The 22,236-nt window shown below is 74.1% G+C and carries 17 protein-coding genes; 10 read left to right on the top strand and 7 right to left on the bottom strand.

Annotated features, from left to right (window positions below; genetic code table 11):
• Positions 1-83 precede the first annotated feature (83 nt).
• Together FRAEUI1C_RS11155 and FRAEUI1C_RS11150 are read right to left on the bottom strand one after the other, a co-directional pair.
• Positions 84-1,448: a lipopolysaccharide biosynthesis protein gene (locus FRAEUI1C_RS11155; protein ID WP_013423400.1), complete on the bottom strand. Its 1,365-nt coding sequence runs from the start codon at positions 1,446-1,448 to the stop codon at positions 84-86.
• Complete coding sequence (locus FRAEUI1C_RS11150; RefSeq protein WP_013423399.1) at positions 1,445-2,368, bottom strand: FkbM family methyltransferase; 924 nt, start codon at positions 2,366-2,368, stop codon at positions 1,445-1,447. The genes FRAEUI1C_RS11155 and FRAEUI1C_RS11150 overlap by 4 nt, the downstream gene beginning before the upstream one ends.
• A gap of 171 nt (positions 2,369-2,539) precedes the next feature.
• Here FRAEUI1C_RS11150 and FRAEUI1C_RS11145 point away from each other — a divergent pair, with 171 nt between their 5' ends.
• Positions 2,540-3,703: a glycosyltransferase family 4 protein gene (locus FRAEUI1C_RS11145; protein WP_232425386.1), complete on the top strand. Its 1,164-nt coding sequence runs from the start codon at positions 2,540-2,542 to the stop codon at positions 3,701-3,703.
• Between the two features lie 307 nt (positions 3,704-4,010).
• On the opposite strand, the gene FRAEUI1C_RS11140 is transcribed toward FRAEUI1C_RS11145, so the two are convergent.
• Positions 4,011-4,853: a TylF/MycF family methyltransferase gene (locus tag FRAEUI1C_RS11140; RefSeq protein ID WP_013423397.1), complete on the bottom strand. Its 843-nt coding sequence runs from the start codon at positions 4,851-4,853 to the stop codon at positions 4,011-4,013.
• A gap of 548 nt (positions 4,854-5,401) precedes the next feature.
• Here FRAEUI1C_RS11140 and FRAEUI1C_RS40910 point away from each other — a divergent pair.
• Positions 5,402-7,531 carry an FkbM family methyltransferase gene (locus tag FRAEUI1C_RS40910; RefSeq protein WP_013423396.1) on the top strand — a complete coding sequence of 710 codons (2,130 nt, stop codon included), beginning with the start codon at positions 5,402-5,404 and terminating at the stop codon, positions 7,529-7,531.
• 100 nt (positions 7,532-7,631) lie between these two features.
• On the opposite strand, the gene FRAEUI1C_RS11125 is transcribed toward FRAEUI1C_RS40910, so the two are convergent.
• Positions 7,632-8,558, bottom strand: coding sequence for an FkbM family methyltransferase (locus FRAEUI1C_RS11125; protein WP_232425385.1), 927 nt, complete (start codon positions 8,556-8,558; stop codon positions 7,632-7,634).
• 201 nt (positions 8,559-8,759) lie between these two features.
• Between FRAEUI1C_RS11125 and FRAEUI1C_RS11120 the strand changes: the two genes are divergently transcribed.
• The 3 genes from FRAEUI1C_RS11120 (at position 8,760) to FRAEUI1C_RS11110 (ending at position 13,034) form a co-directional block, all read left to right on the top strand.
• The gene (locus tag FRAEUI1C_RS11120) at positions 8,760-10,505 is read left to right on the top strand and encodes a class I adenylate-forming enzyme family protein (RefSeq protein ID WP_013423394.1); all 1,746 of its coding nucleotides are present in this window, start codon (positions 8,760-8,762) and stop codon (positions 10,503-10,505) included.
• A gap of 80 nt (positions 10,506-10,585) precedes the next feature.
• The gene (locus FRAEUI1C_RS36150) at positions 10,586-11,512 is read left to right on the top strand and encodes a TIGR04222 domain-containing membrane protein (RefSeq protein WP_013423393.1); all 927 of its coding nucleotides are present in this window, start codon (positions 10,586-10,588) and stop codon (positions 11,510-11,512) included.
• Positions 11,513-11,516: 4 nt separating this feature from the next.
• Positions 11,517-13,034: a glycosyltransferase gene (locus FRAEUI1C_RS11110; protein ID WP_013423392.1), complete on the top strand. Its 1,518-nt coding sequence runs from the start codon at positions 11,517-11,519 to the stop codon at positions 13,032-13,034.
• Positions 13,035-13,053: 19 nt separating this feature from the next.
• Here FRAEUI1C_RS11110 and FRAEUI1C_RS36145 read toward each other — a convergent pair whose 3' ends face one another.
• The 3 genes from FRAEUI1C_RS36145 to FRAEUI1C_RS11100 form a co-directional block, all read right to left on the bottom strand.
• Entirely contained in the window at positions 13,054-15,753 is a 2,700-nt protein-coding gene (locus FRAEUI1C_RS36145) for a bifunctional diguanylate cyclase/phosphodiesterase (protein WP_013423391.1), read from the bottom strand.
• 598 nt (positions 15,754-16,351) lie between these two features.
• Entirely contained in the window at positions 16,352-16,510 is a 159-nt protein-coding gene (locus FRAEUI1C_RS40180; protein ID WP_013423390.1) for a hypothetical protein, read from the bottom strand.
• A 3-nt stretch (positions 16,511-16,513) separates the two neighbouring features.
• Positions 16,514-17,362 (bottom strand): class E sortase, encoded by an 849-nt coding sequence (locus tag FRAEUI1C_RS11100; protein ID WP_157734902.1) that lies wholly within the window; start codon positions 17,360-17,362, stop codon positions 16,514-16,516.
• A gap of 465 nt (positions 17,363-17,827) precedes the next feature.
• Between FRAEUI1C_RS11100 and FRAEUI1C_RS11095 the strand changes: the two genes are divergently transcribed.
• From FRAEUI1C_RS11095 to FRAEUI1C_RS11075, 5 genes are all read left to right on the top strand, one after another.
• The gene (locus FRAEUI1C_RS11095) at positions 17,828-19,159 is read left to right on the top strand and encodes a glycosyltransferase family 4 protein (RefSeq protein WP_013423388.1); all 1,332 of its coding nucleotides are present in this window, start codon (positions 17,828-17,830) and stop codon (positions 19,157-19,159) included.
• 173 nt (positions 19,160-19,332) lie between these two features.
• The gene (locus FRAEUI1C_RS11090) at positions 19,333-19,608 is read left to right on the top strand and encodes a WXG100 family type VII secretion target (protein WP_013423387.1); all 276 of its coding nucleotides are present in this window, start codon (positions 19,333-19,335) and stop codon (positions 19,606-19,608) included.
• 1 nt (position 19,609) lies between these two features.
• On the top strand, positions 19,610-20,023 hold the full coding sequence (locus tag FRAEUI1C_RS11085) for a hypothetical protein (RefSeq protein WP_013423386.1): 414 nt from the start codon (positions 19,610-19,612) through the stop codon (positions 20,021-20,023).
• Between the two features lie 4 nt (positions 20,024-20,027).
• Complete coding sequence (locus FRAEUI1C_RS11080) at positions 20,028-21,188, top strand: hypothetical protein (RefSeq protein ID WP_013423385.1); 1,161 nt, start codon at positions 20,028-20,030, stop codon at positions 21,186-21,188.
• A 67-nt stretch (positions 21,189-21,255) separates the two neighbouring features.
• Positions 21,256-22,212 carry a hypothetical protein gene (locus FRAEUI1C_RS11075; protein WP_013423384.1) on the top strand — a complete coding sequence of 319 codons (957 nt, stop codon included), beginning with the start codon at positions 21,256-21,258 and terminating at the stop codon, positions 22,210-22,212.
• Positions 22,213-22,236: the final 24 nt, after the last annotated feature.

Here is a 22,236-nt window from a genome sequence, read left to right as displayed (position 1 = left end):
CGCGCCGCCAACCGGGGTCAGAGCCGTGGCCGGTGTGCGTGTACCCCTGGGTGTCACGGGTGCCGCCACGAGGCCGGCGTCTTTCATGCGTTACCTCTTCCCGAATCGGAGGGGACGGCGACCCATTCCAGGCGGCCCCGTCCGGTGGCCCGACGCAGCCTGGCCGGCACGGACCTGGCCGTGATGCCGACAGACCGCAGCGCTACGCGGAGCAGGAGGACGAAGGTGACGAGGTAGGCGACGCTGGAGGCGACCGCGGCGCCGGCGACGCCGATCGTCGGCACCAGCGTGGCGAGCAGCGCCACCGTCAGCACCGTCCCGGTCCACTCGCAGCGGGCCACCGGGAGGGTCCGCCCGAGCCCGCGCAAGACGTCGTCCATCGCCCGGTTGCAGCCGAGTACCGCCGCGCCCGGCGCGAGCAGCCAGAACAGCCCGATGCTCGGCGCGTAGGCCTGTCCGAGCATCACATGCACCGCCAGTGGCGCCGCGGCACTGAGTACGCCGATGCACAGCACTCCGAAGGCGAGGCTCGCGCCCACGGCAGCCAGCACGACCCGGCGGTCGGCCCCGGAAGCCGAGCCGCCCGCGACGGCGGGTCTCCCGGCCGCGAGACGGGGCATCGCGACGTTGCCGAACGCGGCGCACACCGGCTGAGGCAGCATGGCCATCGAGACCGCGACCGCGTAGTGCCCCACCTGGGCGGGCTGGACGAGCACCGCCAGCAGGAGCAGATCCAGAGAGGTGTTGAGCAGATACGAGACCGACGAGATCATCGTGGCGCCGCCGTAACCGGCCAGATCCCTGCCGATGGAGCGGCGCAGCCGGCCCCGCCCGGGAAGCGCCTGACGACACAACGCCGCGGCCGCGATGGCTTGCAGGACCATCGAGCCGACGAGGCAGAGCACCGCGCGCCCGACGCTGAGCAGGTCGGCGAGGGCCAGCGCGACCACGGCGGCGGAATAGGCGACCGGTTGAAGCACGCGGATCACGTTCCAGCTGCCGATCCGGGTCGCCTGCAGCGCGAAGATCCAGGCCGAGGCGCCGAAGACCACTGGCTGGGCGGCGAAGGCCACCCGGAACGCCGTCACCGCGGCGCGATCGTGGACCACCAGGGGCGCGACCACGATGCCCGCCGCGCCGACGAAGAGCCCCAGCCCCAACAGCATGGTCCCGCCGGTGCGGACGGCGTCCCTGGCGCCGGGACGGTCCCGCGCCGCTGTGTAGCAGACGGCGTAGGTCAGGCCGCACTCGCCGATGGTCGCGGCGGCCAGCATGTAGGACATGATCACGGCGTAGGTACCGCGCCCGGCTGGCCCGAGGTAGCGAGCGAGGATCAGGCCGCCCGCCGCGCCCAGCCCGCTGATGGCGACGCTCGTCGCCGCGGTGGACCCGACAGAGGCCAGGTATCCGCCGCTCCTGCGGGAGACCCGGTGCTTGGCTCGGGTCACGTCGTCTGGTTCCGCGGGAACGGCGTGCGTTCGAGTGCCGCGACCACCCGGTCGAACCGCTCCCACCGTGGCGTGATCGCCAGCACGTTCGACGTGAACAGGCCCTGCATGGCCAGGCCCTGCGGGGTCAAGTTGAAGATCATGTAGCCAAGCTCGGCGAGCGTGGCGACCAGCTCCGCCTGGCTTCGGCCCTGGCGGGTCAGGTGCGCGGGCAGCATCTCCAGGAGCAGCGCCGGCGACCGGGTGCTGAGCAGATTCGTAGCGCCGCGCAGTACGTCGATCTCGAAGCCTTCGACATCGATCTTGACGAGATCGGGGGCCCGGTGCCGCTCCACGTACGCGTCGAGGGTGGTCAGAGTCGCGACGTGGTCGGCGGATCCAGTGGCGACCGGATGGGCGAGGCCGGAGGCGTCACGATAGACCCGCATGCCGATCTCGCCGACCGTCGCGCCGACGGCGCAGGACTCGAGCCGCACCTGCGACAACCCGTTGCGCCGGACCATCGCGCTCAGAACCGCCATCGTGTCCGGCACCGGCTCGAAGGCATGCACCTGCCCGGACGTGCCCACGAGACCCGCGGCCCACAGGGCATACACGCCTATGTTCGCGCCGACGTCGTAGCAGCAGTCACCGGGCCCGAGCACGGCGGCGAACACCGGGGCCAGCGCCGGCGGACGGTAACGCAGTTCGGACAACGCGCGTGCCGACCCGTCTCGACAGCTGTCGAGGTCGAAGTGCATGCCGTTGGCGAACCGGCCACGCAGCGGGCCGACGTACTCGTCGTTCGACCCCCGAGCCCACCCGACGACGCGGTCGTGACCACGCACGTCGGGAAGGTTCGCTGCCAGCCGATCGGCGAGTCGCCAGCGAATCGGGCCCTGCCCGGCGCCGGACCGTGCCAGGGTGCTCAGAAGATCCACACGGCGAACCCTAGGTGGGGCCTGCCGCTTGCGTCCGGTTGGCCTGATTGGGTTGGGCGGGGTCGGCGCGCCGGGGCCGGGCTCCACGGTCTCGATGTTTGGACACTTAGAGTCACCGCCGTGATGTCTAAGCGTTGCATCGATACCGAGCCCGCGACTCGTCGTCCTCGTGTGCTGCTGCTGGCGCCGTCGGGCGGGCTCGGCGGCGGTATCGAGCGCTATCTCGACGCCGTTCAGGAGGCCTTGCGGGCCGGCGGCGCCGAGGTGCACCGGGTCGACCTGCGCGGCCCGGGGAACTCGCTGACTCTTCGCTCCCGGTTGCGGTTCACGGCCGCGGCGCTGCGTGTCGCGGTGCGGTCCGGCCCGTTCGACACGGTCCTCGCCGGTCTGCCGAACCTCATCCCCGTGGCCGCGCTGGCGGTGCCGCTGGCCAAGGCGCGGCGCGGCCTGATCGTGTTCCACGGAACGGACATCTGGGCGATGAGAACAGTGGACCGGGCGATCCTCACCCTGCATCCCACCCTGCGCCCGGTGACGGTGAGCTCCTTCAGCTCCGGAGCGCTGGCCCGGGTCGGCATGACGCCGGTGCTGCGGCCCGGTATTCCCAACTCCTGGCGCGCGGCCCTGCTCGCGGCGGGCAGCCGGCGGCCAACGCGGGACGCCGTGCCGACCGTGCTGAGCGTCTTTCGGCTCAACGACGCCGACTGGGTGGGCAAGGGGCTACGCGAACTGCTCGCGGCGCTGTCGATAGTCCGTGGCCAGGTCGGCCCCGTGAGGCTCGTCGTGGCCGGCCAGGGGCCGGTTCTCGACGCGGTGCGCCAGGCGGTCGCAGGGCAGGAGGCCGTCCAGCTGGTCGAGTCGCCGGACGACTCCACGCTGGCCGAACTGTTCGCGGCGGCGGACCTGTTCGTGCTGTGCACCCGGACCCGGGTCAGCCCACCCCGCAGCGGCGAGGGCTACGGGCTGGTCCTGACCGAGGCACAACTCGCCGGATGCCCCGTCGTCGGGCCGGCGTACGGAGCGCGTGACGCGTACGTCGACGGCGTCACCGGCGCCACCCCTGCCGACGAGTCCCCGCAAGCACTCGCCGCGGTGCTCACCGACCTGCTCTCAGACCAGGCCCGCCTCGCCAGCATGCGGCAGCGCTGCGCCGAATGGGCCCAGCTGACCACCGAACCAGAACAACACGTCCGAAACGTCTTCAGAGCCGTCCTCGGCACCCAACCGGCCACCAGTCCCGCCACCGGCACACCCGCACCACCCGTCCCCGCCCAGGCAACTCCCGCCTCACCACAGTCGGTCCACCCTGCCGACAGCATCGCCGCCAAACAGTGACCCGCCAAGACAATGACACCGAGAACCACGGATCTTGACCATTACGATGAGCCGCTCGGTGCACTCAGGTAGTTCTGTGCACCCACGAGTTCTGTTCGTCCGAGGTGGACGGCCCGTGCGCGACCGGGAATTCCGCACCAATACGGGGAACTCCGCGCAGCAGCGGTGCGAATGTGCGCCGACTAAGAATTCCGCGACGACAGGCGCGACTACCAGACTGGCCGAGCCGCCAGCCGAACCGCCACCCGCGGTGGGCCCACCCCGCCCCAGTGGGCGCCACCCTGGACTCGAAGTGCGGAGGTCGCGGTCAGCGCCGCGAATCCCCTGCGTTCTTGCGCCAGTACACACCAGTCCAGTCGATCTTAATCATTGGATCGTCGATCTGGTGCGCGTTGCGGTAGTCCTCGACCGCCCGCCGACATCCCTCCACGGCGCCGTAGTCGTCAATGATGCAGAAGCCTCCATCTGACAGCCGCGGGTAGAGAGCCTCCAGCGCCTCGCTCGTGCTCTCGTACATGTCGCCGTCGAGCCGGAGTACGGCGAGCCGCTCGATCGGCGCCGTCGGAAGCGTGTCGCGGAACCAGCCGGGCAGAAACCGCACCTGGTCGTCGAGCAGGCCGTACCTTCTGAAGTTCTCCCGCACCTCGGTCTCGGACACCACGAGTTCGGACCATTTGTGGTGGGGATCTCCGGCGTCGTCGGGCCACCGCGTCGGGTCTGGTGCCGGCAGGCCAGCGAACGAGTCGGCGACCCACACGGTCCGGTCAGGCACGCCGTGGGCCGCCAGGACACCTCGCATCATGATGGCGGACCCGCCCCGCCAGACCCCCGTTTCGATGAGGTCTCCGGGAATGTCGTCGACGAGTACCTGCTCGACCGCCTCCTGAAGCTGCTTCAGCCGGCGGCTTCCGGTCATGGTGTGCGCCAGCCGCGGCCAGTCCCCGCCTACGTCACGCGCTCCGACGGCGCTGTATCGGATCAGTTCCAGTCCGCGCGCCTCGAGAAGACGGAAAAGAACGCGGTGCGCCGCACGGTGGGGCCGCCATATCCTGCCGTCACGGCCTTCCCAGAGCGAGAATGTGAGGGTTTCTCGCAGCAGGTCCAGATAACGCCCCTCCAGGTCGGTTGACTCGGTGTGCGTAAGCTCCATTACCGCTCCTAGTCCGTGTCGTCCGTCGATATGCCGATATCGGCGAGACCAGTCGGCCCCATGGCGCGCCAAGCGGGAAGACGTCGCGTCCTCCACCTAGCCCCGTCGAGTCTGGCGGATATCCGCCGCGCAATCACGGAGGACACGCTGATGGCAGAAGTCCGGCTCCGTTGGACAGCCCACGGTAAGGTGCGATGGCAGCGCGAAACGAGTCCGGTCCGGGGTTGACGGCATCGCACAGAACAGCCCTACTGCCCCCTGCCTGGCGCTCCGCCACCGAAACGCACGTGTGGCAGGAGATGTTTCAGGTGGCAGCCACCAGTTCGCGCGGCGGCAATCCGCGCCCGGGTCAGGCTTGACGATAAGGGTTCCAGGGTCGTGATTCCCCGTCATGAGTGGTCTCGGTAAACCGGGAACGTGGCCCCGGCGGCGACACGCCCGACAGGTGGGTTCCGCACGCGAACCCTTGGACCTAGACTCAATCACCGAAAGTAGCGCTCAACTCACTACTTGCGAGGCTCGCTCTCCTGACCGGAGGTGACGGCGTGATGAACCCGCCCGGAAGCGCCGTGACGGACGAGCCGAGCCGACCCCCGCGCCCGCGAACGGCGCCGCGACCGGGCGGGCCGACGGTGACCGCCGTCGCCGGGCACCGCCGTGCCGCGGGCCCGGCCCACGCGACCGCGGTGATCGTGCACTGGGGCCGGACCGAGTCGACGGCACGGCTCGCGGCGCGCCTCGATCAGATGAGCCGGATCGAGGGAGTGGTGGTCGTCGCGAACGACGGCACCACTCGCCCCGCTGGGCTCCCCGCGACGACCGAATGGCTCGTGCCGCACGCGAACCTTGGCTTCGCCGGCGGCTTCCGACTGGGTGCGGCCGCTCGCCCGGACAGCCACGCCTACCTGCTGGTGAACAACGACGTCTGGCTGCCGGAGCGCACGCTGGGCGCCTGCCTCGACCTGCTCGCGCGCGACGGGGTCGGCATCGTCGGCCCGACACTGCTCGACCCCGAAGGCATCCATCCCGGCCCCGCGCGGCCCACCGCGCTGGGGCTGACCTCGCGCCGCCGCCATGCCTCGTCGCCGAACGGGCCGGCCGACGTCCCTTTCGTCACCCGCACGGTCCTGCTCATCCGCGCCGAGTGCCACCGTCAGGTGCCGATGGACACCCGCTACTTCCTCGGCTACGAGGACGCCGACCTCGCCTGGCGGGCCAGGGCCGCCGGCTGGCGGGTGATAGCCAGCCCGCACCAGGCGTGGCACACCGGCGGCGGCGTCATGCGCGGCGATGCCATGACCTACTTCACGACGCGCAACCGGATCTGGTTCGCCCGCGCGCACCAGGGCCGCGGCGGCGTCGCCGTCGCGCTGTGGTTGGCGCTGGGCTCCGTGCCGCGGTCGGCCGGTTCGGACCTCCTGCGCGGGCGCGGCCTGGCGCGCTGCCGGTTCGCCTGGCATGGCCTGCTCGACGGGATCGGCCCGCTGCCACCCGCCGACCGCCCGTTCCCCGACGAGCCTCGCCCGACGCACTGGGAGAGGACGCGCCGGGCCCGAACATCCCGCTCGACCACCCGACAGGCCACGAGCCTCGCCATGTCGCCGACGGCCGCCGCGAGCCGTGCCGGGCAGGCCCATGTGCCCACCCCGAGCGGGGCTTCCTGGTCCGGCGGGCTGGCAGGCGCCACCGGGCGGGGCCTCGCGAAGGTCACGCCGGGCTGGAACGCCCGCTACGCCATGCGCCAGTCCTCGCGGCGCTGGCTGCGCGGCGTGGAGGAGGCCGTCACACCGATGCTCGCCGTTCTCGACGCGCCCACTGTCCCGGCGAGCGTCGGGTCGCTCGCCGAGCGGGCGACGCACCGGGTGGTGCTGCGGCGTCGACTCCCGGCGCCCTACAACAAGACCCGGATCTACACCTCGAGCGAGGCCGGTCTGAAGCACCTGCGCGGGACGCTCACCCAGATCGACCCGGTGCTCATCGGCCTGATCCGGGAGACGGTGCGGCCGGGCGCGATTGTCTGGGACATCGGCTCGAACGTCGGGCTGTCCACTTTCGCCGCCGCCACGGCCGCCGGTCCCAGCGGCCACGTGCTGGCCGTCGAGCCGGACACCTGGCTGGTCGGCCTGCTGCGCCGCTCGGCGGCGCTGCCGGGCGACCGGGCGCCCGTCGAGGTGCTGGCGGCAGCGGTCGGCGACGTGACCGGCATCGGCCAGTTCTGCGTGGCAACCCGCAACCGGGCGACGAGCCACCTGGCCGGCTTCGGCCACCGGGCGAAGGTGCGCACGACGATTCCGGTTCCGACCGTCACACTCGACGACCTGCTCTCGCACGCGCCAGCACCCGACGTACTGAAGATCGACATCGAGGGCGCCGAACTGCTCGCGCTGGCCGGCGCCCGCCGCGTGCTCGCCGAGGCCCGCCCGACCATCATCTGCGCGGTGGCCGAGGCGAACGCCCGGCGGGCGCGGGCGATGCTCGCCGAGCACGGATACCAGGTGCTCGACGGCGAGCTCCCGCCGGCCAGCCGCGTACCGGTGCCAGCCGCGCCGTGGACCACGCTCGCGATCCCGGTCGGCGCTCGCCCGCAGGCCGGCCCACCCCGCGGGCCCTCGGCCGATGCCCCGACCCTCGCGCCAGCGGCATCCGTGCCACTGGCGCGGCGCGACCGGGGCCGGTAGGCGAACCGGCACCACCCGCGCCTCGGCGAACCGCCGGGCCGCGTCTCGCGCCGCCACGCGTCTCACGGGCGCCGCGGCAGCCGCCCGTTCGCGCCCAGGCTCAGATCGGCTGGCTCCGTGGGAAGGGAGCCCGCGCCAGGGCCGCGACCACCCGGTCGAACCGGTCCCAGCGCGGCGCGAGCGCCAGCACATTGGACGTGAAGCGGCCGTTCGCGACAACGCCGTTGGGGGTCAGATTGAACAGCACGTAGCCGGCGTCCAGCAGACGGCCGACCAGCTCCGCCTGGCCCGGGGTGCCGCCGCGACGGGCCACCCGCGAGGTCAGCATCTCCAGCAGCAGCGCCGGTGCTCGGTCCTCCAGCAGTTCCGTCGCGCCCCGCAGCACGTCGATCTCCGCCCCTGCGACGTCGATCTTGACGAGATCCGGCGGCCGGTGGCGGGCGACGTAGGCGTCGAGGGTGTCCAGGCGGGCGAAGTGGTCGGCGTGGCTTGGGTCGGCCACCGCATGCGCGCGGCCGGAGGCGCCCTGGTAGCTGCGCAGGCCGGTCTGGCCCACCGTCGCCCCGATCGCGCTGGCGACCGGAACCACCTGGCCCAGACCGTTGCGCTGGACCATCTCGCGCAGCACCGCCATGGTCGGCGGCACCGGCTCGAACGCGTGTACCTGCCCGGCGCGGCCGACCAGGCCCGCGGCCCACAGGGTGTAGACGCCGATGTTCGCGCCGACGTCGTAGCAGGTGTCCCCGGGGCGCAGAACGGCCTCGAACACCGGGGCCAGCGCGGGCTCCCGGTACCGCAGCGCCGAGAGGGCCCGCGCCGAGCCGTCCCGGCAGCTGGCCACGTCGAAGGACATCCCGTTCGCGAGCCGGCCGGCCAGCGGGCCACCGTAACCGTCGACGGGCCCACGCACCCACCCGACGACCTGGTCGCGGCCCCACAGCTCGGGCAGCCGCGCGTCCAGCCGGCCGGCAACCCGCCACCGCATCGGTCCCCGCCGCCCGGCGAGCACAACCCCACCCTGCGCCATGCGGCCTTTTGTATCAGGCCAAGCACTCTCTGTAACCATGCCGAACGGTGGACGGTCGCGCAGGTCAGCCCTCGCCCGCCGGTCGACGAATCGTTTGCCTGGATGTGTACGCCGGACCAGAATAGATTGGATCAAGTATCCATTTAGCGTCTTGGTTCGCGGTGCCCCGCGGGCCGGCCGGAACGGCGAAGGAGTCGCTCCATGCTTCGGTGGCCCGACGGTGACCTGCTTCCGGCGCCCGTCCGGGAGCGCCTGCTCGGCCCCGGGGCACCGTTCGAGCTGACCCGCGAGCAGGTCCGCGGCGTCGAGATGACCGTCTTCGCGCGCCGGGCGCCCCACCTGCCGGCGGTCCTCGCCGGCGCCTGCGCCCGCTTCCCGGACCGGCCCTACCTGATCTTCACCGGACCGGGCGACGCCGAGGCGACCACGCTCACGTTCGCCGACGTCACGGCCCTGGCCGTCCGGGTCGCCGCGGTGCTGCGCGCCGAGTACGGGGTGAAGAAGGGCGACCGGGTCGGCTTCGTCGGCGCGAACAGCGCCGAGTACGCGGTGACGCTGTGGGCCGCGCTCTCGATCGGGGCGATCACCGTCGGGCTCAACGGCTGGTGGACCGGTCCTGAGCTCGCCCACGGGCTGCGGATGACCGAGCCCGTCGTCGTGTTCGGGGACGACCGCCGGCTGGCCCGGCTCGACGGGCTCCAGGAGGCCTCCGACCAGCCGGTCGTTCGCTTCGCCGACCTGTTCGCCGCACTGGCCCCCGCCGAGCCGGCCGCCGACACGCCCCAGACCGCGGCGGCCGCGCTGCTCGCGCTGTGCCCGGAGCTGGCCGAGGACGACCCGGTCGCGATCCTGTTCACCAGCGGCACCACCGGGCGGCCGAAGGGCGCGCTGCTCCCCCACCGCGCGCTGGTCAACTTCAGTCCCGACGCCGCGCTGCGGGGCGCGGCGAGCGCGCTGATCGACCAGCTGGCGGCTGGTTCCGCCCCGGCAGCGCCCGCGCCGGCCACGCCGCCGGTGACGATCCTCGCCGGGCCGTTCTTCCACATCTCGGGCATCGGCCCGCTGCTGACCAACGCGCCGTTCACCGGCATGACACTGGTCTTCGCGCCGCCCGGGAAGTGGGACCCGACGGTCCACCTCGACCTGACCGTCCGCTACGGCGTCACGAACTGGTCGGGCGTGCCGACCCAGCTCCTGCGTCTCGTCGAGCATCCGCGGCTGGCGGACTACGACCTGTCCCGGTTGCGCGGGCTCGGCGGCGGCGGCGCCGCGCTCGCCCCGGAGGTGCTCCGGATCATCGACCGGAACCTGCCCGGTCGCGGGATCGGCGGCGGGTACGGCATGACGGAGACCACCGGCATCGGCGCGACCATCGGTGGCCGCCGGCTGCGGGGCGCGCCCGGCTCGGTCGGCGTCGCGTCCCCGACCGCCGAGCTCAAGGTGGTCGGCCCGGACGGCGTCGAGCCGGCCGACGGCGAGGTCGGCGAGATCTGCGTACGCGGGCCGAGCGGCTTCCTGGGCTACTGGGCCGACGAGCGCGCGACCGCCGCCGTTCTGGACGCCGACGGCTGGTACCGAACCGGCGACTACGGCCGAATCCAGGACGGCCTGCTCTACCTGGAGAGCCGGCTGCGCGATCTGATCATCCGCGGTGGCGAGAACATCTACCCGATCGAGATCGAGAACAGGCTGGCCGCGCATCCCGACCTCGCCGACGCGGCCGTCATAGGCGTCCCGCACCGGGAGCTCGGCCAGGAGGTGCTGGCCGTCGTCGTGCGGCGCGACGGCGCCGCCGTCACGGCCGAGGACGTCCAGCGCTGGGTCGCCGCCGCCCTCGCGTCCTTCAAGGTCCCCACCCATGTCCGCTTCGCCACGGAACTGCCGTACAACGCGACCGGGAAGCTCCTCAAGCGCGACCTCGAAGCCCGGTACGCGACGGCGCCCTGAGCAGCCGCTGTCGGCCAGGCGACCACGGCGGCGGAAAAGATCAGTAGTCGCGGCGGGCACCGGCCTGTCACGATCAACCCGTGACGTTGATTCTCAGCGTCGGTCTGGCGGGCCCGCAGGCGAGCGGGCCGGCGCTCGCCGCCGCCCCGTCGTCCGGTGACACCTGGGGCGTCAGCGGGCCCACATTCGCCGGCGTGTACCTGCTGCTGCTCGCGACGGTCACCGCCGTGTTCTGGATCGCCCGCCAGTCGTTGCTCGGGCCGGGGGGCCCGCCGCCCAGCGGGTCGACCGCCCTGCCGGCCGACGACCTGGCCTACCTGTCCGGCGGCCTGCGGCGCGCGGTCGACGTCGCCGTCATCTCGCTCAGCGAGCGGGGACTCCTGGCCAGAGAAGGGCGGATCGGCGGCGCGATGCGCGTGGTCGGCGCGCCCCCGCCGGGGACCGTCAGCGCGTTCGAGTGGGCAGTCGGTGACGCCGTCGCGCGAACGGGCCGGGCTCGGTCCGGGCTGCTGGCGGCGCAGCTCGCCGGCCACCCGACCGTCGAGGCGATGCGCGAGCGGCTGCTCGCCCTCGGCGCGCTGGCCACCCGCGAGCGAGCTCGGACGGCGCGCCGCGTCGCCTGGCTCTATGTGGCGCTGCTCGCCCTCGGGATCGCCCGGCTGGTCGCCGGTGCGTCCCGGCACCGCCCGGTGGGGTTCCTGACCCTCGAGATGCTGGCGAGCGTCGTACTCGCGGCCGTCGCCGCGGCGAGCGTGCGCTATCCGGCGCCGTCCCAGCGCGGCCAGCTGCTGCTCAGCCAGGCGCGGGCGGCGTCCGCGGGGCTGCGCTCGGGCGGGCTGCCGGGGCAGCGGGCGCTCGCGGTCGCGCTGTTCGGCCCGCCCGCGCTGTGGGCCGCGGACCAGGAACTGGCCCGCCACCTCGGTTTCTCCTCGCCCAGCTCGGGAAGCGGGGGCGACTCGGGTGGTGGCTGTGGCGGCGGCGGCTGCGGGGGTGGCTGCGGCGGCTGACCGGATGCGGCCGGTCAGCCCGGTTCGGCCGGGGGATGTCGGCGCGCCGGGGCCGGGCTCCACTCTGCTTACGACCGGACACTTAGAGTCACCGTCCGTGCTCTCCACACATCGTCTCGATATCGGGGCCGAGACCGGGGCCCCACGCGTCCTGCTGCTCGCCCCGTCGGGAGGGCTCGGTGGGGGCGTGGAACGCTACCTCGGCACGGTCGAGGAGCGGCTGCGCGCCGGCGGGGCCGAGGTGCACCGGCTGGACCTGTACGGGCCGTCGCGCCCGCGGGGTGCCCGGGCCCAGCTGCGGTTCGCCGCCGCCACGTTGCGGGCCGCCCGCCGGTTCGCTCCGCTGGACGCGGTCCTCACCGGCCATCCCAGCCTCATCCCGGTCGCCGCGGCGGCCGCCGCGGCCGGCCGGGCCGAGCGAGCACCGGTGCTGTTCTACGGCACCGACATCTGGCGGACCCGGCGGTTCGGCCGGGCGCTGCTCGCTCGCCGCCCGGCGCTGTACCCGTTGACGATCAGCTCCTACAGCGCGGGAGCACTGGCCGACGTGGGCGTGGCCCCCGTGCTGCGGCCCGGTCTCGCCGCCGCCTGGCGCGCGACGCTGCTGGCCGCGGGCGCCAGGGCCGCTCGGGCCACCGAGACGCGCCAGGCGCAGACCCAGCCGACGACCGTGCCGCACGCCGCCCTGGCGCAGCGGCAGCCGCCGACGCTGCTGACCGTCTTCCGCCTCGCCGACGCCGACTGGGCCGGCAAGGGCCTGCCGGAGCTGCTGGCCGCGCTGCCGGCGGTGCGCCGCGCGGTCGGGCCGGTACGGCTCCTGGTCGCCGGCCGCGGCCCGGCGCCGGACGGCCTGCGCCGGGCGGTCGGCGCGGTGACGGACGCCGAGCTGGTCGAGTCGCCGGACGACGCGGCCCTCGCCGCCCTGTACGCGGGCGCCGACCTGTTCGTGCTGTGCACCAGGACTCGCCCCGGCCGCAGCGGCGAGGGCTACGGCATCGTGCTGACCGAGGCCCAGCTCGCCGGCTGCCCCGTCGTCGGCCCGGTCTCCGGGGGTGCCCGGGACGCCTACGTCGACGGCGTCACCGGTGCGACGCCGGCCGACGAGTCGCCGGAGGCTCTCGCCGCGGTGCTCGCCAACCTGCTCGCCGACCGGGCCCACCTCGCCCGGATGCGCCGTCGCGCCGCCGAATGGGCCCGGATGGCGACCGAGCCCGCCGAGCACACCCGGGCCGTCTTCAGCGCGGTGCTCGGGCGGGCCCCGATCAACCGGCCCACCGAGACGCCGACCACCGGCTGGACCGCTCCCCCACCCCGGCCGGGCGGCACGGCCGCGCCGGAACCCCGGCTGGCCGCCACCGCCGCGCCACCGCCGCGTCGGGCCGCCGCGCGGGTCTGGCCCGAACGGGCCGACCTGGTCGGCACCGCCGTCGACCGGGACGGCGACGATCTGACCAGCGACTACCTCGAGGCCAGCCGCGGCTGGAGCGACGACATCGAGATCGACGACCTGGCGGGCCGGTAGCCATCGCGGCGCGAACACCTCACCCGGCTGGGCTGCGCGGCCCGACTCGCGGGCGCGGGCCGGGGGTCCGCGCCGCGCCACCGGGCCGGGCGCCCGGCTGCGCCGGGACCAGCGTCGCGCCACCGCGCCCGCCCGCGCGCGCCGCCGCGGCCCTCAGGTCGGTCCGAGCACCGCGCGGCTGCGCCGCCGGGTCGGTGCCCGCCGGGTACTGGTCCCCACCGGGCTGGCTCGGCGTCGGCTCGACCAGGCTCGCCGCGGCCTCGGGCGCCGGGTCTCCCTTGGCCGGGCCGGGCTTCAACGGTCCGGCCTTGGCCCCGCCGCCGGCCCTCGGCTGGCCCGGCTTGGCCTGGTTCGGCTTCGCCGGCGGCGCCTTGGCCGAGTCCGCCCTGACCGAGGCGGCCTTGGCCGGGTCAACCTTGGCCGAGGCCGCCTTCGCCGGCGCCGCCTTGGTCGAGGCCGGCCGGGCCGAGGCCGCCGGGTCGGGCAGCGACGGCTGACCCTGGCTCTGCCGGGAGACCCGCCGGGCCCAGTCCTCCAGCCAGCTGACGACCCGGCCGCCGGCCAGCGGCGGCGAGACGAAGTAGCCCTGCACCTCGTCGCAGCGCCAGCCGGCCAGCGCCAGCCACGCCCCCTTGGTCTCCACGCCCTCGGCGACGATCTTCAGGTCGAGCGCGTGCGCCAGGGCCACCGTCGAGCGCACGATCTCGGCGGCGGAGGGGTCCCGGTGCATGTCCCGCAGGAACATCTGGTCGAGCTTGACCTCGTCGGCCGGCAGCTCGCGCAGGTAGGCCAGCGAGCAGAAGCCGGTGCCGTAGTCGTCCAGGCTGACCCGCACACCGAGGGCCCGCAGCTCGGCCAGCGTGCGCCGGGCCTGCTCCCGCACGGTGATCAGCGCCTCTTCGGTCACCTCCACGACCAGCGCGCTCGGCTCCAGCTGGTGGCGGGTCAGCGCGTCCTCGACGACGGCCGCGAAGCCGGTGTCGTCGATCACCGACGGCGGAACGTTGACCGAGACCGACAGGTCGGCTCCGGCCCCGCGCCAGCTCGCGCAGTCGGCGAGCGCGAGCTCCAGCACGCGGCGGGTCAGCGCCGGCATGAGGCCGGCCTGCTCCATCTCCGGCAGGAACACCCCCGGGCCGCGCAGGCCCTCGCGCGGGTGCTGCCAGCGCACCAGCGCCTCGACGCCGGTGACCCGGCCGGTGCGCGGGTCGGCCTTGGGCTGGTAGCGCAGCTCGATCTGGTTGTCCTCCAACGCGCTGCGCAGCTCCGCCCGCAGCCGCAGCCGGGCCCGGCCGGGCGCGGCCGCCGTGTGCCGGTTGCGCTGGTAGGTGCGCTGCCCGACCCGGGTCAGCTTCGCCTCGTACATCGCGGCCTCGGCGTGGCGCAGCAGCTCCGCGGCGCCCCGGCCGTGCGCGGGAGCGTAGGCGATCCCGACGCTCACCTCGGTCTGCACCGGCAGGTCGGCGAGCAGCACCGGCGCCCGCAGCGCGTCCCGCAGCCGGCTCGCGAGCAGCTCGGCCCGGCCCGGCCCGGCGTCGCGCAACAACACGGCGAACTCGTCGCCGCCGATCCTGGCCAGCAGGTCCGACGGGCGCAGCAGCTCGCGCAGCCGGCTGGCGACGACGACGAGCAGCCGGTCGCCGCTCTGGTGGCCGAGCACGCTGTTGATCTCCCGGAACCGGTCCAGGTTGACCAGGACGAGCGCGGCCGGCGCGACCTCACGCACCCGGTGCTCGCCGCCGCCCACCACCCTGGCCGCGGCGTCGAGGAAGGCCCGGCGACCGGCCAGGCCGGTCAGCTCGTCGCGGCCGCGGAACCGGCTGCGCACCGGCCTGGCGCGCAGCGACAGCAGGCACAGGCCCGCCACCGCCAGCACCGAGGCGACGAAGAGAGCGCCGCCGGTCCACCCGGCCCCGTACCCGCCGAGCACGGCCAGCCAGGCCAGCGCGCCCAGCGTGCCCACCAGCAGCGCGGCCGCCGTCACGACCAGGGCCGTGGCCGGCCGGGTCCGCGCCGGCTCCGGTGGCGTCGGCCAGCCGGCGGCCACGGGCCGCGGCAGCGGGCCGGTCGCCGGTTGCGCCGCCGCGTCCGGGCCCGGCGCGGCCATCGGCGCCGGGCAGTGCGTCGCGCCCAGGGGGGCCGGGCGGTGCGGACTGGGCAGGGTCGGCCCGTCGGCGCGGAACACTGGGCGTACCAGCGCGCCGCCATGTACCGGGGCGTCCCACTTCGCCGGCACGGGTGCTGGGCCAGCCCAGCGGGCGGCGGTGCCCGCACCCGCCAGGCGCCGCGGCGCGCCGCAGCCAGCGTCGGCACCGTCGCGGCGCGGGCGGCGGCGCACGGCGCGGCGCACCCCGGCGACCAGCCAGCCCGGCGCCAGCGCGCTGGGCAGCCGCGGCTGGCGGACCAGCCCGCCCGCGCTCGCCCCGACCGGGCTCGGCACCGGGTAGGCCGGGTTCGCGACCGGCCGCGGCCGGGTTCGCTGCATCGGCGCTGTCGGGCTGTCCCCCGCTCCCGGGGCCAGCGCGACCGCCCCAGGCACGGCGCCGCCCCCCTCGGTCGTCACCGTCCCCGCGGCCAGCTCCGTGATGTCTGTCGGCTGGGTGGCGGCTTCCCGACCGGTCGACCGGTCGGCCCCGGCCGCCGCCGGAGGCCCGGTTGGCCGCGCGGACGCGCCGACGTCGCGCGGGCTGCCGCCACCAGTCCCGATCGCGGTCACCATCGGACCGCCGCGCACTCACCCAGCGCCGTGCGAGCGCACGGCGCCGTCGTCCAGATTTGCCCGTGCATCAGTCCCCCAACGATGATGCTCACCTGCCTGCGCGCCAAAGACGTCACTGTTCGCGACCATTCCGGATGTTTGACCGGCCGCCCCGACCGCTGTGAGCGCCGCTCGCCAGCGACACCCCCGAATTGCGGCAGCGCGAACCCCGCGGCCCGGATCGCCCGGACCACTGGTAGATACGTTGACGCGCGACCAGGTCGCCGCCCCTGGATAGGGCGGTTCATACCGGACCGCGCCGTCCGACCACTCCGCGCATGGCTCGGGAGATTATCCGAACCCAGGTGAAATCAGGAGGGGGAATTCTGCCCGGATGGGCGCCGCTGACCGCTAGTCCGTGGGTTTTTGCTGGTAGGCGTGGCAAAAGACAGGCAGGCATCCAGAGAGTGCCACGAAGTGGCCTCTTCGCCGCTGGGCTGCCAGGTCGGCGCACACCGCGCATCCGTCCGGCGGCCGGCCCGACCCGGTCGCGGACGGTCGGAACCATTCGAGCCAGGGTGACGGACCCGCTAGACCGCCAGGCCGGGGACGGCCACGCTCAGCGCTGAACCGTCACGTCGTTAAGCGGGACGAAGGGCTCAATCGCCGGGAAGACCACGAAGAGCAACAACGTCACCACGACGACCACCAGAAGCAGGGCCAACAGCGCCCGGACCGGCGTCGGACCCGGCAGATGACGGTAGATCCAGCCGTACACCGGTCAGCCCTCCACTGGCTCGAACGGCACTCCCACACCGGGGGCCTTCATGACGGTCTTGTCGAGCTTCGCGAACACGATGAGCCTGGTTTTCGCGGAGTACTTGGGGTTGCAGGTCGTCATCGTCATGACCGCCGCCGTCGGAACCTTGCCGGCCTGTTCGGGAACCGGATAGGTGACGTCCAGGCGGGTAGGCGCGACAACCTCGGCTCTGGTCATCCGGTAGACGTAGTAACGGTCCGATACCTCGACTACAACGGGGTCTCCGGGGCGTAGCTCGTCAAGCTCGTTGAAAGGCTTTCCATAGGTGGTCCGGTGCCCTGATACGACGAAGTTACCTATTTCCCCGGGCATCGCGGTCCCGGGATAGTGGCCGGGGCCTTCCTGGAGCTGGGCTTCGCCGACGCCTTCGACGATGACCGGCGCGTAGCCGGCACCGAGGCGCGGAATGTGCAGCTCGGCGAAGCCCTCGCCGACCGCCGGATGCAGCGGCGCGGCGGGCGGCGGGGGGGCCGGCGCCGCGGGCCGGGCCGGCGCCGCCCAGGTGGCCGCCAGCTTGTTGTGCAGCCGGCTCTGGGTCCGGGCCTGGAAGATGTCCGTGATCCACAGCTCGTAGGCCAGGAACAGCGCCACGACCAGCCCGAGGGTGATCAGAAGCTCCCCGGCCCCGCGCACGACGGCGCCGCCGATCCGGGCGCGACGCCGCCGCCCACCCTGCCCCAGGGGCACCGGCTGAGGCTCCGGCGAGGCGGGCAGGTCCGAGACGGCAGGCAGGTCCAGGACGGCAGGGGGGTCCGAGACGGCGAGCAGGTCTGGCGTGACGGGCGGGTCCGCCGCGGCGGCCGGCGCCATCGATGGCTGGAGGTCCCCGGCGGTCGGGCCGGGCCAGCCCGATGGGGGGTCGACCGCTCGGGGCGCGGCGCGGCGGTCACCGTCCCGCGGATCGGCCTGACGGGGCACGCGTCCGGCGAGCGGAGCGCCTCCGGGCGGAGGGCCAGCAAGCGGAGGGTCAGCGAGCGGATCGGACTGGTATTCGCCGATCTGGTCGCCGTCCGCCGCTCCCGCCATGCGGCCACCATAGGTGATTGATAGATCACTTAAGGCGAGCAAGAGCGGGCGTCGGGCCGGCGTCGGCCGCATCCCGCGCAAACCCAGCCGACCATGCCAGCAACCAACAGGGCGTTACGCCTGGCCACGCGGTGGGCCGGCGTCCGCGACACGGGAGCAGGTCCGCCCACCACCGGCGGATCCAGAACTACAATCCGCGATGGTCAGATGACACATTGTTCGGTCGGGTCGGACAAAGGATCCTCGTCGGTGCGCAGTCTGCGGTCAGTGTCCCCCTGGACCGGGGTGTCGGGCTCCCCGGACACCAGACGGCCAGGGGCCTCGAGCCCACCGGGGCCGGCGGGCTCCGCCGGGCCGGCGGCCGGGGCGCCACGAGTGCTGCTGCTGGCCGCGGCGGACGGGACGGGCGGCGGGGTCGACCGGTACGTCGCCGCCGTCGAGGAGGCCCTGATCGCCGGCGGCGCCGCGCTGACCCGGCTCAACCACCCGCCGGTCGCGGACCCGGGCACGGGCGGCCAGCTCGCTGCCAGGGTCGACTTCGCCCGGCGGGTGGCCGGCACGACGCGCCGGCTCGGCCGGCTCGACGCCCTTGTGGTCGGCCATCCGGACCTGGTCAAGGCCGCCGCCGGCGCGGCCTCCCTCGGCGGCGCCCGCCGCGTCCCGGTGCTGTGCTACGGCGCGGACATCTGGCGGATGCCACCGGCCGACCGGGCGCTGCTCACCCGCCACCCGCTGCTGCGCCCGGTGACGATCAGCTCGTTCAGCGCGGGCGCGCTCGCCGGGCTGGGCCTCGCCCGGCTGCTGCCGCCCGGGGTGCCGGCCGCCTGGCGGGCGGCCCTGCTGGCCGAGGGAGGCCGCCGCCGCCCGCACACCCCGGTGCCGACCGTGCTGTCGGTGTTCCCGCTGGCCGCCTGGGAGGACAAGGGACTCGCGACGCTGGTGGAGGCGCTGACGGCGGTACGGGACGAGCTGGGACCGGTGCGGCTGGTCGTCGCCGGCCGCGGCCCCGCGCCGGGCGCGCTGCACGAGCTGCTGTCGGCGACGCCCGACGCCGACCTGGACGAGTCGCCAACGGACGAGGCGCTCGCCAGGCTGTACGCGACCGCGGACCTGTTCGCCCTGTGCACCAGGACCAGGCCGTCCGGGCCCCGGCCGTGCGGCGAGGGCTACGGCACCGTGCTGCTGGAGGCCCAGCTGGCGGGCTGCGCGGTCGTCGGCCCGGCGTTCGGCGGCTCCCGCGACGCTTACCAGGAGGGGGTCACCGGAGCGACGCCCGTCGACGAGTCGCCGGCGGCGCTGGCAGACGTTCTCGTCGGCCTGCTGCGTGACCGGGCCCGGCTGACCAGGACCGGCCGGCGCGGCGCCGAGTGGGCCGAGTCGGTCACCCGCCCCGAGGAGCACCGGCGCGCGGTGTTCCAGGTGCTGCTCGACCGCGTGCCGGCCCCGCCCGATCCCGCCGTCCCGTCCGGCGGCACGGCACCGGCGGCCCCGGTCACGTCCCCGCCCCCGGAACAGCGCCCGGCGCCGGACCGGCCCCGGACGCTCCCCGCGGCCTCCGGCGGCTGGCCGACGCGGGAGTAGCTCCCCGGGGGGTAGCCCGCGAGTACCTCCCCAGGGGTATGCCAGGCCAGAGATCTTCCCCGCGCGGCCCATGGCCGGTGGCCGGGTGTCGCGCATACAACATCTCCAGGCGCGCCAGAGGGCCGCCCGTGACCGGGAGCACCGGCCGCGACCAGCAAGCCAAGGAGATGGCAATGGCCCGCATCGTGGTCAACCCGGACACCCTGATCCACCTGAAGGCCAGCTTCAACACCCAGAGCACCAACCTGGACACCCTCACCCGGGCTCTGCAGAGCGACGTCGACAACACCCAGGAGGACTGGCAGGGCAACGTCCCGACCATGTTCCGCAACGACTGGCACACCCAGTACGCCCCGATGCTGCAGAAGCTCGCCGCCGCGCTGGTCGACGCCGGCCGGGACGTGGACACCGCGCTGCAGAACGCGCTGCACGCCGACCAGCAGGCCTGACGTGTCGCCGCTCGACCCGGCGTCGATCGAGCGGCTGGCGGCCCTGACCGAGTCCACGGCCCGCCGGATCGCCGACATCGGTGACGACGCCACGCGCCGCGCGAGCCAGGCCCAGTGGCAGGGCACCTCCGCCGAGAGGTTCCGATCGTCCATGGCCGACCGCCAACGGGAGTGCGACGGCGACGCGATCGCGCTGTACAACCTGGCCGCCGACCTGCGTCGGGCCGCCGCGAGCTACCGCGAGGAGCTCGCCCGGCTCCAGGGTCTGGAACGCCGGATTCACTCGGTGATGTCGGGCGTGGGTGGCGAACTGCTGCATGCTGTCGGCATCACCTCCGCCAGTCTGCCGACCAGTGGCAGCCCCGCCTGGGGCCCGCTGGCGTCCAAAATCGCGTCCCTCGGAGTGAGGTTCTGACGACGTGGCACGCATCGTTGTTGATCCCCCCGAGCTCGACACACTCGCCGCGGGATGCGCCGCCGACGGCGGCGAGATCATGTCCTTGTCCACGACGCTCGGCACCCATGTCGTCACCGCGGGTCTGTCACTGCTCGCGGCCTACGGCATCGGGATCTCCCAGGTCGTCGACCAGCTCGTCCACCTGGCGGGCGGTCCCGACGGGGTCCTGCGCGTGGCCCACCGGTTCGGCGACGACGCGCAGGGCGTCACGCGCAGCCGCGACGAGTTCCTGCGCGCCGATGGCCAACCCGTGCCCACCTCACCTGACAAGTGGCTCTGGAAGGTCATCGACCGTCTTCAGAGCATCGACGGCGCCCTTGGCGACGCCGACAGGTTCGCGATGTCCCTGATAGCTGCCGAGCATCAGATCGTCGCCGGGACCGGCCTCGCCATGTCCGCGGCCGGCGCTCTGTCGAGGTTCCTGCTCGGCGACGCCGTCGGCGAGGGTATCGAGGCGGCCGGTGGCGGGCTGAAGGCAGGGCTACGGGCCTTCAGGTCCGTCGACGGAGAACTCGACGAGATCACCAAGGAGCTCGGCGCCTACGGGAGCGACGTCAGGCAGGCCACCGCCGAGGTGGCCGCCGAGGCCAAGGGCGAGATCGCCGCCGAAGCCGCGGCCGAGGCCGAGATCGGCGAGGAGGCCGCGAGCAAGGCCGCGCTGCTGGGCAAGTTCGGCATGGCCGGAAAGGTCTTCGGAGGTGTCAGCGTCGGGCTCAGCGCCCTCCAGGTCTATGGCGACCTCGAGCACCCCAGGGATGGCAAGGTCGACTACGCCGACGTGGGGTTCGACACCCTGTCGACGGTCGGCGGCCTGGTCACCTTCGTCAACCCGGGCGCCGGCCTCGTGATCTCGGGGGTCGCCGTCGGCGGCAAGTACCTCTACGACCACCGCGAGGCGATCGGCTACGGGATCGAGACAGCTTGGGATACCGGAACGCGGTACGCGGAACATCGGGTGGCCGGCGTGGTCCAGGGCGCCGAGGGCGTGGTGACCGGCGGCGCCCAGGCTGCCCATGGCGTCGCCGACGTTCTCACGGGCAACCCGGTCAAGGGTGGCGAGGAGGTGGTCTCCGGTGCCACGAAGTCGGTGAAGGGCGCGCTCAAGGCGCTGAACCCGTTCTGACCGTCCCGCCGCCGCCGGTCGCCACCCGGCGACGGGTGGCCCCCTTCGCCCCGTCAGGAGGAAGTCCGTGAACGACACCGGGTCAGTCACCGACCCCGGCCGCACGACCGGCAGCCCCACGCCCGAGGTCGCCGAGGTCGCCGAGGTCGCCGAGGTCGCCGAGCGAGGCTTGTTCCGGCTCGGCCGCGAGGAGCTGATCGTCCTCGGCTCGATCCAGGGCCTTTCAGATCAGCAGCTGACGCTGCTCGTCGGTGGGCTGTCCGCCTGGCCAAAGCGGGACGTCGCGAGCACGGCCGTACACGGCCTGGCGGCTCGGCGGCTGGTGGCCCGCGCCCAGGGTGGGGTCGGGGTCGACCCGCGGCTGGCCGCGCTGCTGTCTCTGGTCGCCAGCCCACAGCTCGTGCTGCGGCTGCACCGGACGACGGTCGCGGGGCCAGGCGCGGCCATCGACGCGCACGACGCCGACCAGCCGACCGCCACGCTCTCGACGACCGCCTGGTACGCGACGCCGGAGGCGGTCGTCGAGGTCACCGGGCACGCGGGCGCCGTGTACGAGCTGCGCGAGCTCGCGCTCGACGAGCTGATCGGTCGGATCGTCGCGTACACCGGCCTGCGCCGAATCGACGCGGTCCCGGTCGAGTCAGCCTCCGCGCGGCGGGACGGCGCCGCGCTGACCGTGCCGGTCGACGTGCTCAGGGAGGCAGGCCCGGCGGCGGACCGGGGTGACCTGGCGACGGCGGTCGCCACCCTGACCCCGGCCCTCGGAGCCACCGCCGCGACGGCGTTGGCCGCCGTGCTCGCCTCGGGCGGCCCGTCCTACGTGATCTCCTCGCACTACCGGCTGGACGGCGGGCGGCTGGAAGGCGCCGTGACCGCCTGGATCGACGCCGGTGAGGCCGGGCTCTGGGAGGTCCCGGCCGAGCCCGTCGACCCGGATGACCCCGAGGCCGTTCTGACCTTCACCCCGGCCTCCGGCCGCCAGCTGTTCGACAGCATCCAGGAGGGCCTCCCCGGCGCGGCCTGAGCCTGGCCGGGGCGGCCGGGTCCT

The organism is Pseudofrankia inefficax (genome assembly GCF_000166135.1).
In the GTDB taxonomy this organism is placed as follows: domain Bacteria; phylum Actinomycetota; class Actinomycetes; order Frankiales; family Frankiaceae; genus Pseudofrankia; species Pseudofrankia inefficax.
The sequence above is the reverse complement of the archived record's forward strand: the minus strand, read 5'-3'. Positions and strand labels throughout refer to the sequence as shown.